The sequence below is a fragment of the Amycolatopsis sp. NPDC005003 genome (assembly GCF_053600695.1).
This window is the reverse complement of record NZ_JBSGAI010000001.1, coordinates 345,654-361,797: the sequence shown is the minus strand read 5'-3', so window position 1 is coordinate 361,797 and position 16,144 is coordinate 345,654. Positions and strand designations below refer to the sequence as shown.

Annotated in this window: 17 protein-coding genes; all 17 read right to left on the bottom strand. The window is 72.0% G+C overall.

What is annotated here, in order from left to right:
- Positions 1-6 precede the first annotated feature (6 nt).
- Positions 7-1,062 (bottom strand): NlpC/P60 family protein, encoded by a 1,056-nt coding sequence (locus ACWED2_RS01785; RefSeq protein WP_449688507.1) that lies wholly within the window; start codon positions 1,060-1,062, stop codon positions 7-9.
- Between the two features lie 135 nt (positions 1,063-1,197).
- On the bottom strand, positions 1,198-1,824 hold the full coding sequence (locus ACWED2_RS01780) for a DUF305 domain-containing protein (protein ID WP_449688506.1): 627 nt from the start codon (positions 1,822-1,824) through the stop codon (positions 1,198-1,200).
- Between the two features lie 63 nt (positions 1,825-1,887).
- Positions 1,888-2,280, bottom strand: a complete 393-nt coding sequence (locus ACWED2_RS01775) for a DUF6153 family protein (protein WP_449688505.1) — start codon at positions 2,278-2,280, stop codon at positions 1,888-1,890.
- 141 nt (positions 2,281-2,421) lie between these two features.
- Positions 2,422-3,033 carry a DUF305 domain-containing protein gene (locus ACWED2_RS01770; RefSeq protein WP_449688504.1) on the bottom strand — a complete coding sequence of 204 codons (612 nt, stop codon included), beginning with the start codon at positions 3,031-3,033 and terminating at the stop codon, positions 2,422-2,424.
- A gap of 61 nt (positions 3,034-3,094) precedes the next feature.
- Positions 3,095-3,475 (bottom strand): DUF6153 family protein, encoded by a 381-nt coding sequence (locus ACWED2_RS01765; RefSeq protein WP_449688503.1) that lies wholly within the window; start codon positions 3,473-3,475, stop codon positions 3,095-3,097.
- Positions 3,476-3,520: 45 nt separating this feature from the next.
- Entirely contained in the window at positions 3,521-4,765 is a 1,245-nt protein-coding gene (locus ACWED2_RS01760) for an MFS transporter (RefSeq protein ID WP_449688502.1), read from the bottom strand.
- Positions 4,762-5,868: a PLP-dependent cysteine synthase family protein gene (locus ACWED2_RS01755; RefSeq protein ID WP_449688501.1), complete on the bottom strand. Its 1,107-nt coding sequence runs from the start codon at positions 5,866-5,868 to the stop codon at positions 4,762-4,764. The genes ACWED2_RS01760 and ACWED2_RS01755 overlap by 4 nt, the downstream gene beginning before the upstream one ends.
- Positions 5,869-5,938: 70 nt before the next feature.
- On the bottom strand, positions 5,939-6,298 hold the full coding sequence (locus tag ACWED2_RS01750) for a hypothetical protein (protein WP_449688500.1): 360 nt from the start codon (positions 6,296-6,298) through the stop codon (positions 5,939-5,941).
- A 222-nt stretch (positions 6,299-6,520) separates the two neighbouring features.
- Positions 6,521-8,062: a multicopper oxidase family protein gene (locus ACWED2_RS01745; protein ID WP_449688499.1), complete on the bottom strand. Its 1,542-nt coding sequence runs from the start codon at positions 8,060-8,062 to the stop codon at positions 6,521-6,523.
- Positions 8,063-8,118: 56 nt separating this feature from the next.
- The gene (locus ACWED2_RS01740; RefSeq protein WP_449688498.1) at positions 8,119-9,531 is read right to left on the bottom strand and encodes an NADH-quinone oxidoreductase subunit N; all 1,413 of its coding nucleotides are present in this window, start codon (positions 9,529-9,531) and stop codon (positions 8,119-8,121) included.
- Between the two features lie 16 nt (positions 9,532-9,547).
- Positions 9,548-11,026, bottom strand: coding sequence for a complex I subunit 4 family protein (locus tag ACWED2_RS01735; protein WP_449688497.1), 1,479 nt, complete (start codon positions 11,024-11,026; stop codon positions 9,548-9,550).
- A 17-nt stretch (positions 11,027-11,043) separates the two neighbouring features.
- A complete protein-coding gene (locus ACWED2_RS01730) occupies positions 11,044-12,861 on the bottom strand; it encodes an NADH-quinone oxidoreductase subunit 5 family protein (protein WP_449688496.1) in 1,818 nt (605 codons plus the stop codon).
- Between the two features lie 4 nt (positions 12,862-12,865).
- Positions 12,866-13,171 (bottom strand): NADH-quinone oxidoreductase subunit NuoK, encoded by a 306-nt coding sequence (gene nuoK / locus ACWED2_RS01725; protein ID WP_160695714.1) that lies wholly within the window; start codon positions 13,169-13,171, stop codon positions 12,866-12,868.
- Positions 13,168-13,731 (bottom strand): NADH-quinone oxidoreductase subunit J, encoded by a 564-nt coding sequence (locus ACWED2_RS01720; protein ID WP_449688495.1) that lies wholly within the window; start codon positions 13,729-13,731, stop codon positions 13,168-13,170. Before ACWED2_RS01720 ends, nuoK begins: the two co-directional genes overlap by 4 nt.
- 13 nt (positions 13,732-13,744) lie before the next feature.
- Positions 13,745-14,671 carry a complex I subunit 1 family protein gene (locus tag ACWED2_RS01715; protein WP_449688494.1) on the bottom strand — a complete coding sequence of 309 codons (927 nt, stop codon included), beginning with the start codon at positions 14,669-14,671 and terminating at the stop codon, positions 13,745-13,747.
- Positions 14,664-15,701 (bottom strand): hypothetical protein, encoded by a 1,038-nt coding sequence (locus ACWED2_RS01710; RefSeq protein ID WP_449688493.1) that lies wholly within the window; start codon positions 15,699-15,701, stop codon positions 14,664-14,666. The genes ACWED2_RS01715 and ACWED2_RS01710 overlap by 8 nt, the downstream gene beginning before the upstream one ends.
- Positions 15,692-16,033: an NADH-quinone oxidoreductase subunit A gene (locus ACWED2_RS01705; protein ID WP_449688492.1), complete on the bottom strand. Its 342-nt coding sequence runs from the start codon at positions 16,031-16,033 to the stop codon at positions 15,692-15,694. Before ACWED2_RS01705 ends, ACWED2_RS01710 begins: the two co-directional genes overlap by 10 nt.
- Positions 16,034-16,144 lie beyond the last annotated feature (111 nt).

Here is a 16,144-nt window from a genome sequence, read left to right as displayed (position 1 = left end):
CCGGGATCACCCGACGATGCGCCGGGCGCCCAGCAGGTGGCCGTCGCCGCGCTGGGGGCGCACGTCGACCAGCTGCCCTTCGGTGGGGGCGTCGACCATCTTGCCGTCGCCGACGTACATCGCGACGTGGTGGATCGCGCCCGCGTTGCCGGTGCCGTCGTCGTAGAACAGGAGGTCGCCCGGGACGAGCTGGCTGAGCGGCACCGCCTTGCCGGCGGTGAACTGCTGGCGGCTGGTGCGCGGGATCGTGACGCCGGCCTGCTTGTACGCCCAGGACGTCAACCCGGAGCAGTCGAACTCGTCCGGCCCGGTGGCGCCCCACTCGTACTCCGAGCCACGCTTGGACAGCGCGGCCTGCAGCGCGTCGTTCGCGGCTCCGGGCGGCCCGAGGTAGGAGCCGTTGTCCTGGACCGTGCCGAGCTTCTTGCGGTCGGCGGAGGGGAGCTTGCCGAGTGCCTTGCGGACTTCGGCGATCTGCCCCTTCAGGTCCTCTTGGCGCTTGCGGACCTCGTCCAGCGCCGCGGCCGCGTCGTCGGCGGCCAGCTGGGCCGTCTTCTGCGCGTTCGCGGCGGCCGTCTTCGCGTTCTCGGCTCGGTCGACGGCAGTGCGCAGACCGCCGAGCACGACGGTCTTCTGGTCGGCCAGCATCGACAACGCCGAAGCGCGGTCGAGGAACTCTTGGCGGTTGCCGCTGTCCAGCAGCATCGCGGCGTCGTTGAGCTGTCCGCCGTCGAGCGCGGACAGCGCGATGGTGCCGACCTGCGGGCGGAACTGCGCGATGGCCGCCTGCGCCTTGCCGAGGTCTTCGTCGGCCCTGGTCGCGTCCGCGTTCGCCTTGTCGCGGTCGGCCTGCCGCGCGTTCAGCTGGTCCTGGGCGCTCAGCAGGTCTTCGTCGGCCTTGGCGGCCTGCGCGCCCAGTTCCTGGTAGCGCTGCATCGGGTCCTGGCTGCTGGTGGGTGGCGGTGCCGGCTGCGCGCTCGCGGGCAGCGTTCCCAAACCGATGAGCAGCAGCGCGGTGGTGGCGGCGAGCGGATGTCGCAGGGATCGCCGGTGCGGTGTCACGGGTGCTGACTCTCCTGACGTGGGGGTGGGGACCACTAATTTGCTTAGTACTAGCGAGGTAGTTGTCAGCGCTCTGTGAAGGAATGTGACGGCCACCCCGGGGAAGCCCGGGGTGGCCGTCGCGGAACCCGGAACTCAGTTCTGCGAAAGCAGGCCCTGCATCTCGGTGATCTCCGCCTGCTGGGCGTCGATGATCTTGTGGGCGAGCGCCTTGGCGTCGGCGTCGCCGCCCTTGGTGATCTCGGTCTTGGCCATCTCGACCGCACCCTGGTGGTGCCGGATCATCATGTCGAGCCACATCTTGTCGAACTCGGCGCCCTTGGCCTGCTCGAGCTTCTGCATGTCGGCGCCGGACATCATGCCCGGCATCGACCCGCTCATGCCCGGCATCGACCCGTGGTCCATGCCGGGCATCGACGACGCCGGGGGCGCGCCCCAGGTGGTCAGCCAGCCCTGCATCTGCCGGATCTCCGGGTCCTGGGCCTTCTCGATCCGGCTCGCCAGGTCGACGACCTTGGGGTTGGTGCTGCGGGAAGGCACCAGCTTCGCCATGTCGAGGGCCTGGCTGTGGTGCGGAACCATCTGCTGGGCGAACGCGATGTCGTCGGCGTTGTGGCCGGCGGCCTGCCCGCTCGGGGCCGGAGCCGGCGCGGACGAGCTGGAGCTCATCTCCGGCATGGACGCGTGGTCGCTGCTGCTGCACGCGCTCAGCACGAGCGCGGACACGACGGCGATGCCGCCGGCGAGCAGGTTTTTGGGCATGACAAATCCTTCTCTGTGAGTTGCTGCTGTAAGACCGATGAGGACCGCGGAGAACGCGGCCGGTCAGGTCCGCAGGACGCAGAGAGAAGTGAGGATCAGCCGGCCACGTCTGTCGGGTGGCCGCTCGGGACGTGGGGAGCCTCGAGGACTCGCCGGTGCGGCGACCGCCGCCGGTCGCGACCGGGCGAATGCCGCGAGCGCGAGGAAAAGGGCCACCACGGCGGAGACGACGGCCAGGCAGAGGTGGAGGAGGTCGTGGGCGCCGTCCGGCGTGCCGGGATGCTGCTCACCGGAGCCCGCGTCGACGACCGCGGCCTGGGCGGCCGGCATGGCCGGCATCGCGGAGGTGCCCTGAAGATTCATCGCCGTGCTGACGTGGTGCATGGCGACAACGCACAGCGCGAGCGCGCACAGCAGGAGGACCTGCCGCGCCTTGCCGAGCCGGGGCGTTGCCATGCCCCTACGGTACTCAACCCGCATCGGTCGTGGAGAACCGGTCTGCTGACCGCGGTAGTACGAAGCGGGGTAGTGGACGGCGCACGGCGAACCGGCGCGTTGTGAACGTCGGCCGTTCACAACGCGCCGTCGCCCGTTCCGTCAGCTCTTGGAGACCATGCCCTGCATCTCGGTGATCTCGGCCTGCTGGGCGTCGATGATCTTCTGGGCCAGTGTCTTCGCCTCCGGGCTCGCGCCCTTGCCCAGCTCGGTCTTCGCCATGTCGATCGCGCCCTGGTGGTGCCGGATCATCATGTCGAGCCACATCTTGTCGAACTCGCTGCCCTTGGCCTGCTCGAGCTGCTTCGTCTCGTCGGCGGACATCATCCCGGGCATCGAACCGCCGGACATGCCGGGCATCGAGCCGTCGCCCATGCCGGGCATCGACGCGTTCCAGGCCGAAAGCCAGCCCTGCATCTGCTGGATCTCGGGGGCCTGGCCCTGCTCGATCCGGCTCGCCAGCTCGAGCACCTTCGGGTTCTTGCTGCGGCTCGGCGCCAGTTTCGCCATGGTCACGGCGTCGGTGTGGTGGGGGATCATCTGCTGGACGAACGTCACGTCGTCCGGGTTGTGCCCGGCCTGCTGACCGGCCGCCGCGGCCGGTGCGGAGGACTGCATCCCCGGCATGGAAGAGCTGCCGGAGTCGGTGCCGCAGGCGCCGAGGAACAGGGCCGAGGCCAGGGTGATGCCACTGATGAGGATGGTTTTGCGCACGTCAATTCCTTCTCTGCTGCGTCAAGGGAGCCGATCGAGGTCTCGCGGAGGACCGGATCGATCACACTCGCAGTACGCAAAGAGAAGTGAGGGCCGCTCGCCCGTGCAGGTCCGGCGGACGGCCGGGCCGGGGAGCGCCGCGGGGGTTCGGCGCCGCCGGCGCGCCGACCGCGGAGAACGCGGCGAACGCCAGCAGGGCCAGCAGCGTTCCGTCCAGGACGGCCAGGCACACGTGCGTCATCTCGTGGATATCGCAGTGGTCGCAGGCGTGGTGCGGCTCGGCGGCCTGGAACGCGGCGGCCGGACTCGGTTCCCCGGCGACTGTTTCCACCGCGCCGGGCATCGCACCGGGGCCATCGACGTGGTGCATGAGGAGGACGCCGAAAGCGAGCGCGCACAGCAGGAACAGCCGCTGTGTCCTGCTGAGCGCGCCCGCCGGCATGGCATCTCCGAACGACGACCCCGGGCCGGTCCCGGGACACGCCTCCTACACGGGTGCCGGGGCGAGCCGGTTCATCGCGCCCAGCGCGCGAAGGCACCACGCGCAGCCCGCGCCGAGCGCGGCGAGGGCAAGCCATGGTGCGGCGGGAAATCCGGCGTCCCGCGCGAGGTCGAGCACACTGCCGGTGAAGAGGTTGCCCAGCAGGATTCCCACGCCCACCACGGTGTTGTAGAGCCCGTAGTGCGTGGCGACGAGCCGGCCGCCGGAGAGCGCGACGATCGTGTCCATCTCGAACGGGAACACCACGATGGTTCCGAGCGAGAGCAGGACGGCGGACACGATCAGCGGAATCCAGGTCAGCACACCGGAGCCGGCGGAGCCCGCGGTGAGCGCGGGCGGCAGGAACGCGGCGGCCATCAGCACCAGACCGGTGGCCAGGCACCGGCCCGCGCTCCACCGGCTTCGGCACCAGGCCGTGATCCGGAGCTGCCCGGCGATGGCCAGCGCGCCGGAGAGTCCGAAAAGGACGGTGGTGAGCGCGGTGCCGCCGAACCCGGGGCCGGCGAGCCGCCCCGCCTCCAGGGGCAGGGCGAGGTAGATCTGGAACGAGAGCACGTACGAGCCGATCATCGCGAGGGAGAACAGCACGAACGAACGGTTCCCGATCACGACGCCCCAGTCCCGGCGGACCGACCGGGCCCCCGGTGCCCCGGCGCCGGACCGCGCGGGCAGAGCCCGGATCTGGAGCACGGTGAGCACGGCGAAGACGGCGGCCGCGGTGAGGCACGTCAGCTTGAAGTCCACGCTGGTGAGGGCCAGGCCGACGACCGGCCCGAGCAGGATCCCGGTCTGGTAGAAGACGTTGAACAGGGCGAAGGCCTCGACCCGCCGGTCACCCGCGTCGTCGGCGAGGTACGCGCGGACGGCCGGGTTGAACAGGGCGCCGGCGAACCCGGTCGCGGCCGACGCGACGATCAGCGCGGGCACCGAGCCGACCAGCCCGAGCAGGGCGAACCCGCCGGTGCGCAGGGCGCAGCCGGCGATGATCAGCGGCTTGTAGCCGAGCCGGTCGGCGAGCGTGCCGCCGATGAGGAACATGCCCTGCTGGGAGAAGTTGCGGACGCCCATGACGAGCCCGACGACCCAGCCGGCCAGCGCCAGGTCGCCGGAGAGGTGGGTGGCCAGGTAGGGCATCAGCATGTAGAAGCCGAGGTTGATGGTGAGCTGGTTCAGCATCAGCAGGCGGGCCGGCCGGTCGAAGGACCGGTACCGGGACAGCAGCGACGTCACCGGCGCACCGCCTCGGCCGGCGCGACGACCCGGGTGCAGCGGGTCCAGCGGTCGACGACCCGCTCGGCCGGGTGGGCGAGCACCTCCGGTTCTTCGCCCGGCGGGCTGTCGAGGAGGCCGTGGCGGGCGCAGTACTCGTCGTTGTACACGGTGTCGAAGTAGCGGTGCGGTCCGTCGGGGAACACCGCGGCGATCCGGGCGTCGGCCGGCTCGGTGCGGGCCAGCCAGCCGGCGACGAGCGCGACCGCACCGACGCTCCAGCCGCCGGTCGCGTGCTGCGACGCGGCGAGCCGGCGGCAGGTCCACACCGATTCCGCCGGGGAGACCCAGTGGACTTCGTCGAACACGGCGTAGTCGACGTTGCGCGGGTGGATGCTCGAACCGAGCCCGCGCATCAGCCGCGTCCGCGCGGGCTGGCCGAAGATGGTCGAACCGACGGTGTCGACCCCCACCACCTTCAGGTGCGGGAAGTACTGGCGCAGCACGCGGGAAACGCCCGCGGAATGGCCTCCGGTGCCGACGGAGCAGACGAGCACGTCGACGCGGCCGAGCTGGGCGACGAGCTCCAGCGCCAAGGGCGCGTAGGCCGCGATGTTGTCGGGGTTGTGGTACTGGTCCGGGCAGTACGCACCGGGCTGGTCCGCGAGGAGTTCCTGCACGCGCTCGCGCCGGGCCTGCTGCCACCCGCCGGTGGGATGCGGCCGGGTGACGAGGTCCACCCGGGCACCGTGCGCGGTGAGCATCCGGTGCACGATCGGCTCCAGGCCGGGATCGGTGACCACGGTCAGCGGATGGCCGTGCACGATGCCCGCCAGCGCGAGCCCCAAGCCGAGGGTGCCGCTGGTCGATTCGACGATCGGGGCGCCGGGCGCGAGTTCGCCCCGGAGCCGGGCCTGCTCGATCATGTGCAGGGCCGGCCGGTCCTTCATGCCGCCGGGGTTGAAGCCTTCGAGTTTCGCCCAGTAGCCGCGGCCCGTGGCCGCCCCGGGCTCGTCGATCCAGAGCACCGGGGTGTTGCCGACGGCGCTGGCCGGGTTCTGGCAGCGTGCCGCGGTGGTGAGCAGCCGGGGTGGCGTTTCGAGGCTGGGCAGGGTGATCCGCATCGAGCTCTCTTTCGCGTGTGCGCCGCACGGGGCGGCGGGGGACGTGAACAGGCCGGGTTCGCCGGGCAGATCACGTCCGCGAAACGCAGAGCTCGAGGAGATGGCGCTTTCCCGATCCGGCCACCGGTGGGTCGGCGGTGGGGCGCAGGTGCCGGGCCGGCACCGCCCCGCGGAGCGGCCAAGCCGCGGCCATCGTGGGGGCGGGCAGCCAGGAACTGTCCGTGTGGAGCCGGAATCCGCGGTACACGGCGTCGCCGGTGCTGGGGGAGGGGTGGTGACCGTGCGCCGGGTCGCAGCCGTCGTCGTGCTCCGGCAACGGTTGCGCGTGCTGGACGACGACCGTGGCGACCCGGCCGGAAGCCGGGGCGTGTTCCGGGTGTCCCGTCGGACAGTGCGGCGCGAGGTGCAGCGCAAGGAAGCCGAACAGCACGACCAGGAGCCAACGCGCGTGACCGGTGTTGCGACAGCTCGTAGCCGGAAGACCCCTCACAGTTACCCGACCGTAGCAGCGACGCTCTCCGGCTTGCCACTTCCTGGCGGGCGATCTTCGGGAGTTTGCCGGGAATTCACCCGTTTCGAGCAGCTACTACTTCAGGTAGTTCAATCCGGTGTGAAGCCGTCCCGGCGAGTTCCGGACGGCACGACGGCTGCCTCATTCCACATAGGACACGACTGTCATCATGGTCGACTCGCCGTGGTAGGCGTTGTGGCAGTGGGTGAGCCACTGTCCGGGGTTGTCGGCGTCGAAGTCCACCTCGACCGTCCGCCGGGGGAGGACGAGCACGGTGTCCTTGCGTGGTCCGGGTGCGTGCTGCCCGCGCACCTGGAAGGTGTGGCCGTGCAGGTGCATCGGGTGGTACATGTCGGAGTCGTTGACGAACCGGAGCCGGACCCGCTGGCCCTGCCGGACCGGGAGGCCGTCGGCCGGGTCGTACGGCTTTCCGTTGATGGTCCAGTCGTACTTCGCGCCCGGTCCGGCCAGTCTCAGGTCGTGCGTGACGTCGGGTACGCGGTTCTCGAGGTCGACCTGCGGCGCTGCCGAGAAGTCCGCCGCCGTTTGCGCTTTCGCCTTCTTGAGCAGTTCGGCGGCGCTGTCGTTCGCCGTGCCGGCCCGGCTGTTCCCGGCGTGCACGAGGACCTGGGCGTAGCCGCCCTTGCCCTCGGCGAGGGCGAGGACCGGGACGCCGCCGGCCGGCACGGTGATCACGGCGTCGATCCGCTCGCCCATGCCGAGCAGCACGGCCTCGGCGTCGCCGGACGCTGTGGCGGGGAACCCGTCGGTGTGGGTGACGCGCAGCGGGACGCCGGGCACGCCGATCCGGAACGCGGTGTCGGCGCCCGCGTTGATCAGGCGCAGCCGGATGCGCTGCCCCGGCTTGGCCGCGAACGACGCCGGGGCGGTGGCGGTCCTGCCGTTGGCGAGGAAGTGCGGGTAGGTGACGTCACCGGCGTCGCCGCCGAGGAGGTCGGACTTCGGCATCCCGCTCATGTGGCCCATGCCGGGCATGTCCGGCATGCCACCCATGTTCATGCCGTTCTGCTTGAGGTTCGCCAGCACGGCGTCGGGATCGGTGCCGGTGCCGTCGAGCCAGTCGTCGAGGACGATCACGAGTTCGGTGTCGTAGTCGCCGCCCTCGGCCGGGTCCTCCACGACGAGCGGGGCGTAGAGGCCGCGGTCGAGCTGCACGCCGACGTGCGGGTGGAACCAGAAGGTGCCCGCTTCGGGGACGGTGAACTCGTAGGTGAAGTCGCCGCCCGCGGCGATCGCGGGCTGGGTGAGGTCCGGTACGCCGTCCATGTCGTTGCGCAGGGCCAGGCCGTGCCAGTGGATCGTGGTCGGCTGGGGCAGCCGGTTGCTCAGCTTGGCCTGGAGCACCTCGCCGCGCTTGAGCCGGATCTCCTTGCCGGGCAGGCTGCCGAAGCTCCATGTCCGCACCGGAACGCCGCCGAGGTCCAGGTCGCCGACCTGGGCGGTCAGGTCGACCGTGCGGACGACGGCGCCGGCCGGCCGCCGCGCGGCTTCGGCGCGGGCGACCAGCGGTGACGTCGGCCCGACCTTGGTCTGCGACGCCGGTGAGGTGCCGGGCGAGCACGCCGCCAGCCCGAGCGCGGTGGCCGCGCCGGCGCCCAGGGTGAGGAAACGGCGCCGGCCGAGCAGGTGGCCGGGAGCCGGTGATCGGTCGGCAGGCGTCATGGTGTCCCTCTGCGGACGATGGATGTCTACTATTGTAAATAGTAGACAGTCCGGGGTCACATCGTCGTGAAGTCACTCCGGAACGCGGCGAGCAGGAGGCCGGACAGCGGCCCGAGTGCCAGCGATCCCACCGTGGCCGCGTACGCGGTGGTGGCGGCCCAGCGGTCGGCGACGGCGGCTTCCGGCGCGTCGGCGGAGCGCATGGCGGGGGCGATCCAGCGGAGGTAGTAGAAGAGGCTGGCCACGGTGTTGACGGCGGCCACGACGACGAGCCAGCCGTATCCGCCGTCGAGAGCCGCGGTGAAGACGGTCAGCTTCCCGGCGAAGACGGCGGTCGGCGGGGTGCCGACGAGCCCGAGCAGGCAGACCACCAGGCTGACGGCGAGCCACGGCCGGTGGCGCAGCAGCCCGCGGTACTCGTCGATCAGCCTGCGTTTCGGCAGGGCGCAGACGACCGCGAAGGCGCCGAGGTTCGTCACCGCGTAGGCCGCGAGGTAGAGCAGCGTGCTCGGGAGGGCCAGCGGGCTGCGGCCGGCCACGACGACGGCCATCAGCAGGTAGCCGACCTGGCTGATCGTCGAATAACCGAGCAGCCGGCGCACATCGCGCTGGAAGAACGCGGCCAGGTTGCCCAGCGTCATGGTGACCGCGGCGATCAGCGCGAGCAGCAGCGGCCAGTCGACGGCCGAGCCGGACATCGCCGTCGCGGCCAGCCGGTACGCGGCGACGACGCCGCCGATTTTCGGGACGGTCGTGAGGAACGCCGCCGCCGGGGGCCGGGTGCCTTCGGTGACGTCCGGGATCCAGAAGTGCGCCGGGACGGCCCCCATCTTGAACAGCAGCCCGGCGAGCACGCCGACGAACCCGGCCGCGACCGCGGCGGAGGGTGCGGCACCGAGCGGCTTCTGCAGTTCGGCGTAGGTGGTCGCGCCGCCCACGCCGAAGAGGACGGTGGCGCCGGCCAGCATCGTGATGCCGAGCAGCGCGCCGAGGAGGTAGAACTTCAGCGCGCCCTCCGTGCCGAGGTCGTCCTTGGCGAACCCGGCGATCGCGTACAGCGGGATGCTGGCCAGCAGGTACGCGGCCACGAGCAGGAGCAGGTCGTTCGCGCCGGTGAGCACGATCGTGCCGAGGGCCGCGAGCAGCACCAGGACGTACAGTTCGCTTTCGCGCGGCGACGACCGGAACTCGCCGGCGCTGACCCCGAGCGTGAGCAGCACGGCGACCAGAACGATGACGCGTCCGGCGTTCGTGGCGACGTCGATGGCGTAGCTGTCCCCGAACACCGTGCGGGCCGGGTCGTTCCAGAACACCACGGTGGCGACCAAGGAGGCCGCGCAGGCGAGGGCGGTGAGGAGCCGGACCGGCCATTGGCGCTGCCGGGGCAGGTAGGACCCGAGGAGCAGCCCGGCGACCGCGGCCACGGCGAGGATGATCTCGGGCAGCAGCGCCAGGGGGTCCTCGTTCATCATCTCCACGGCGCGGTCACCGGGCCAGCAGGTTCAGGACCGACCGCGATGCGGGTTCGATCAGGTCGAGCAGGAACCGCGGGAAGACGCCGACGACGACGGCCAGCACCAGCAGCGGCGCGATCGAGGCGCCCTCGGCAACGGTGAGGTCGGTCGCAGGCGTGTTCGCCTTGCCGAGGAACACCTTTTGGAACGCGCGGAGGAACAACGCGGCCGTCACCAGGATGCCGAGGAAGGCCAGCACAGTGGCGACCGGTGCCGCGCCGAGCGAGCCGGTGAAGATCTGGAACTCCGCGATGAACCCGGAGAACCCGGGCAGCCCGAGCGAAGCGAACGCCGCCGCGGCCGTCAGCCCGGCGAACCGGGGCGCGCTGGCCGCCAGGCCGCCGTAGCGGTCCAGGTCGTAGGTGCCGCCGCGCTCGTAGAGCACTCCGGCGAGGAGGAACAGCGCTCCGGTGATCAGCCCATGGCTGACCATCTGCGTCACGGCACCGGTGACGGCGAGCTGACGCGCTTCGGCGTCCGAATTCGCGAAGAGCCCGGCCGCGCCGACGGCCAGGACGATGTATCCCATGTGGTTGACCGACGTGTAGGCGATCATCCGCTTGAAGTCCCGTTGTCCCAGCGCGACCAGCGCTCCATAAAGGACACTCACGACGCCCACGACGACGAACACGACCGCGTAGCGGCGCCAGGTGTCCGGCAGGATCGGCATCGCGATCCGCACGAAGCCGTAGGTGCCCATCTTCAGCAGCACGCCGGCCAGGATGGCCGACCCGGCCGCGGGTGCTTCGGTGTGCGCGGGCGGCAGCCAGGTGTGGAACGGCACGGTCGGGGTCTTGATCGCGAACCCGACGCCGAGCGCGAGCAGCACCAGCCCGGCGGCCCACCCGCCGCCGGCCAGGGGCGTCCGGCGGGTCAGCTCCACGATGTCGAAGGTGTGCGGCGACGCCGTGACGTACAGCGCGATGAACCCGACCAGCAGCGCCAGCGAACCGACGAACGTGTAGAGGAAGAACTTCAGCGCGGCGCGCGCGGCGTCGCGGTGGCCCCAGCCGGCGATCACGAAGTACATGCCGACGATGGACAGGTCGAAGAAGACGAAGAACAGGATCAGGTCGAGCGAGACGAACAACCCGAGGCAGACGGACTCGAGGAACAGGAACAGCACGGCGAAGGACCGGACGCGGTGGTCCTGCCGCAGCGAGTACACCGCGCAGGCGAGGAACAGCACCGCCGTCAGGGCCAGCAGCGGCAGGCTGAGGCCGTCGACGCCGAGGTGGTAACCCGAGCTGATGCTGGGAATCCAGCGCAGGTTGACCTCGTAGGCGTAGCCGTCGCCGCCGGGGTGGCCGATCCAGAGCGCGATGACCAGGGCCAGGTCCGCCGCGGCGACGGCGATCCACCACCAGCGGACGAACCGGGCGCCGGCGCGCGGCAGCGCGAGCGGCACCACCGCGGCCACCAGGGGCAGGAACACCACGACGCTGAGCACGCGCTACCTCTCGTTCCTCACAGGATGATCAACAACACGGCCAGGACGCCCAGCGCGACCGCGGCCTGGGCGTAGTAGTGGTGCAGCTGCCCGGTCTGCGGCCGCGGCGCCAGCCGCCCGAGCGCGCGAGCTCCCCGGGACACCCCGCGGACGAGGGCGTCGATCGACACCTCCACGCGGACGTCGGCCAGCTTCCCGAGCGCCGCTCCGGTCGCGGCGGCCGCGCGCACGCCGCCGTCCACGACCTGGTCGTCGAACCGGGCCAGCCCTCGGGCGAGCCGCATCGCCGGCGTCGCCACCGCCACGTGGGCGATCCGCTCCAGCCGCAGCCAGCCGGCGAGAACTCCCGCCTCCGGCAGCGCTCGTCGTCGGACCCAGAGCGCGGCCCCGGCGACACCGGCGATCGCGAGCAGTCCGGACCCGAGCAGCTCGGCCCAGCCGGGCGTGACTTCCGGGGCGCCGACGAGCCCGGCGAACCGGTGCGCGAAGTCCGGCAGGCCGCCGATCCCGAGCAGCGCGGCCGCCGCGGCGAGCACCGGCAGCGGCCCGAGCAGCAGCGGGCTCAGCCGTCGCTCGGCCACCTCGGCGGGCTGCCACAGGATCGCCAGCACCCGGCCGACGTACGCGCCGCTGACCAGCGCGGCCGCCAGCCCGGCCACGTACAGCGCGGGGGAGCCGGCCAGTGCCGCGGCGAGCACGGCGTCCTTGGTCACCCAGATCGACAGCGGCGGCACCCCGGCCAGGGTGAGCGCCCCGATCGTGAACAGCACGCCGAGCAGCGGATACCGGCGCGCGGCACCGCGAAGCCGGTCGAGATCCTTGGTGCCGAGGGCGACCAGCCACGCTCCGGCGCCGAGGAACAGCAGGCTCTTGGTCGCCGCGTGGGCCACGAGCTGGCCCGTCCCGGCGGTCCCGCCGCCGACGCCCGCGGCCAGCACCATGAACCCGAGCTGCGAACACGTCGACGCGGCCAGCACCTGCTTGAGGTCCCGCTGCACCACGGCGACCGCGCCGAGCACCAGCGCGGTCAGCACCCCGGCCCAGGCCACGGTGTCCGCGGCCCACCCGGTCGCGGCCAGCAGCGGCTCGACGCGGATCAGCAGGTACGCCCCCGCCGCGACCATGGTCGCCGAGTGCAGCAGCGCCGAGACCGGGCTCGGGCCGTCCATCGCGCGGGAGAGCCAGAAGCTGAACGGCAGCTGCGCGGACTTCCCGAGCGCGGCCAGCACGATCCCGGCCGCCACGGCGTCCCGCCAGCCACCGGCCGCCGACGGCAACCCGGCCAGGCTCAGCCCCGCGACGCCGCCCGCGAGCGCGGCCCCGGCCGCGAGGTACAGGCCGAGGTCGGCCGAACGCGTGGTGAGGAACGCGATCGCGCCCGAGCCGACGCGGTGGTCCTCGCGCCACCAGAACCCGATGAGGGCGTACGAGCAGGCGCCCATGACCTCCCAGGCCATCAGCAGCACCACGAGGTCCCGGGCGGTGACGGTGACCAGCATGGCCCCCGCGAAGACGAGCATCAGGCCGTGGAACCGGGCCCGTGACTCCGCCGCCCCGAACTCCCCGGCGGCGAAGACCAGCACCGCCACCAGGACCACCGCGACCGTGACGACCATGACCGCGGACAGCCCGTCCACGGCGAGCGCGACCGGCAGCCGGGCCAGCAGCGGAGCCGACACCTCGGGCCGGACGACCGCGGCGGCGACCGCCAGGGCGAGCGTGCCGACGGCCGTTCCGACCCCGGCCACCGGTGCGACGCGGTCGGCGGCGCGACCGGCGAGCAGCAGCCCGGCACCGGCGACGACGGGGAGGGCGATCAGCAGCCAGAGGGTCATCGGCTCAGCCCTTGAGGTCCGCGGCGGAGTCGGTCAGGTCGACGTCACGGCGCCGGAAGATCGCCGTGACCACCGCGAACCCGATCGCCATGTCGACCGCCATCAGCGTCACCGCGACCAGCACGACGACCTGGCCGTCCGGCCGCGTCGGCGAGGCGAAGTACCAGAACGCGGCCCCGGCGACGATCACCGCGTTGGCCATCAGCTCCAGGCCCATCATGATCATCACGATGGACTGCTGGGAGAGCGCGCCGTAGAGCCCGACGCTGAACAGCGCCGCGGCCAGGAGCAGAAACGCCTGCAGGGTCACCGGTCCAGCCCTCCCCGGATCGGGTCCGTGGGCCGCTTCTCGCGGAGCCGGTCGCCGTAGCGGTCGTAGCGGCCGCGGTGCGTGGCCAGCACGACGGTGGCGACGATCGTGGCGAACAGGCATAGCCCGAGCACCATCATCACCAGCATTTTCGAGCCCATCAGGGCTTCACCCAGCGCCCGCGTCGGATCGGCCGGGCGCGGCGCGTTCGACGTCGGCCAGTGCACGAGGAAGATCCCGGCGGCGAGCGCGGCGAACACCCCGCCCGCGATCGCCAAGGAGCCCTTCTGGTTGTGCACCATGGTCATCGGCATCAGGCCGGCCGGGTTCATCATGTACATGATCATGAAGACGACCATGACGACCATCTCCATGATCATCATCAGGATCACGAGCACGCCCAGGTAGGCGAGGTTCAGCAGGAGAACGGTACCCGCGGCGAAGACGAACGAAGCGAGCAGCGCAAAGGTCGCGCGCGCCATCGAGTCGACCCGGAACACCGCGATGCCGGTCGCCACCGCACCGGCCGCGCACACCCAGAAGGCCACTTGCGTCCACATGCGACTGATCCTCCTAACGGGCGAGCACGATGACGGCGACGACGAGGGCCTGCACCAGCGTCAGCGGGATGAGCACGACCCAGGCGATCTCCTGGTAACGCTCCATCCGCAGCGTCGGGAGCCGGCTCTTGGCCCACACCAGCACCGCGAGCACGGCCAGGGTCTTCACCACCGACCACAGCCACGCGGGCAGCAGCGGCCCGGAACCGCCGCCGAGGAACAGCGGCACCGCGAACGCCGCGCCCGACGTCAGCAGCAGCCACCGGGCGCCCTGGAAGACGAGCCGGTCGGCACCGGACAGCTCGGCGGCCGCGCCGCCCGCCGTGTCGGCGCCGACCGGGTGGCCGAACGGACCCCAGAACGCCATCGCGAGCACCGAAAGCAGGTGGACGACGAAGGCGACGGGCATCCACACCACGAACCACAGCGAGTCCTGCGCGGCCACGACGTCGGCCACCCGCAGCGAACCGGCACCGAGCGCGGCCGTGATCAGTGCGAACATGTGCGGCAGCTCGTAGGCCAAGCCCTGCGCGATGAAGCGGTAGCCCCCCACCAGGCCGTACGCCGAGTTCGCGCCCCAGCCGACCAGCCAGACGGCGGCCCAGGCCACGGCCTCCATCGCGTTGAACCAGACGATCCCGATCGACAGGTCCGCCACCGCCCACCGGCCGAGCGGCGTCACGAGCGAGGCGAGCACCGCGGCCGGCAGCAGCGCGAGTGCCCCGCCGCGCCCGAGCAGGACGTCGGCCGCGATCGTGCGGCGGCGTTGCTGGACGAGCAGCCCACCGGCCTGGCGCAGGGGCAGTGTCACCGCCGGCCGGATGGGACCGCCGCTCGCGCGTGCCCGCAGGACCGCGTCCCCCGAGGCGGTCGCCGTCGCCAGGACCGCGAGCACCACGGGCAGCAGCAGACCGCCCCACCACGGGAGTACGTCAACCATGGGAGACCCGCAGGCGTTCGAGGTCGGGATCGAAGCTCGCCACGACCAGCCGGGCCGTCGCGAGCTCGGTGCCGGCCAGCAGTGCCGGCAGGGCGTCGAGGATCTCGGCGGGGTCCTCGACGGCCGGGCTCGCGGCCTCGTCGATCCAGCGGATCAGCCGGTCCCACGCGTCACCGGAGCCGGCCTGGGCGCCGATGCCGGTCAGCGACCAGCGCAGGACCCGCGAGCGGCGGACCCGGTTCGCCCAGCGCGTGAACCGCGGGCCCGGGTCCTGCCCGGCGAGCAGGTCGTCCCGCAGCCGCGCGGCGACGACGGCGGCGTGCTCCCAGCCCGCGACGGTCAGCAGCCGCACGCAGCTGTCGAGCCGGCGTGCGGGGAGCCGGGCCTCGTTGTCCCAGAACGCGCGCGTCGCGGGCCGCGGGGTCAGGACGGTTTCGACGGTCGCCTCCTGCACGACGTCGCCCTGCAGCAAAGTGCGGACGAGCAGGCCGGCCGGCCAAGCCGGGAGTATCGGGCCGAGCGGGACGGTCAGGCGGTCGAGTTTCAGGCCGTCGCGGTCTTCGGTCCGGTCGGCCATCGGAATGCCGCCGGGCATCGCCATGCCGCTCATGTCGTGGCCGTGGTGGTGATCGTGCTCGCCGTGTCCGGAATGGTCCGGTGCGACGTGCTCATGGTGCGGCGCATGCCCTTCGTGCTCGCTGCTCGCCGGGGGCAGGTTGTGGTGGGCCGGCGAGCGCAGCCGCCGCTCGGCCTCGGAAAGGGCGGCCGCGACGTCGGCGGCGTCCGCGAGCTGGAGCCGCACGCGCGGCACGGGGACCAGCCGCCACACCGCGTCGACGAACGGTGCCGTCGCCGGGTCGTCCGGCCCCGCGGCCACCAGGAGGTTCGCCTCCGCGGGGTTCAGCGCGGGCCGCCAGCCGCGCAGGCGCATCTCCCGCTCGACGGCCAGGCGGACACCGGTCCCGCCGACCGCGGTGGCGACCAGCGGCCGGACGGGCGTCCGGCCGAGCAGCCAGGCCGTCAGGTCCATCGGAAGGCGCCTTCTCGCCACGCGTACCAGACGCCGGCGAACAGCACGGCCAGGAAGGCGAACATCTCGACCACGGCCGGGGTCCCGACCTCCGCGACGACGAGCGTCCACGGGTACATGAACACCATCTCCATGTCGAAGGCCAGGAAGACCATGGTGACGGTGTACCACCGGACGTGGTAGCGGGAGACCGCGTGTTCGGCCGGGGAGCCGCCCGAGAGGTACGGCGGAACGTCCCGGGCCGTCGACGTCAGCCGCACCAGCCGCGCGACGCCGTAGACCGCCGCGGCGAGCACGAGGACTCCGGCGAGCACCACGAGCGCACCCAGCACCGCGCCTCCCGTCGGCCACGTCGACCTACTAAGCAGCCTAGCGGACCGGAATCGGCGAGGCAGCTCGAAATCGGATCATACATACGGGTAGGGGGTAACGCTATATGTGTG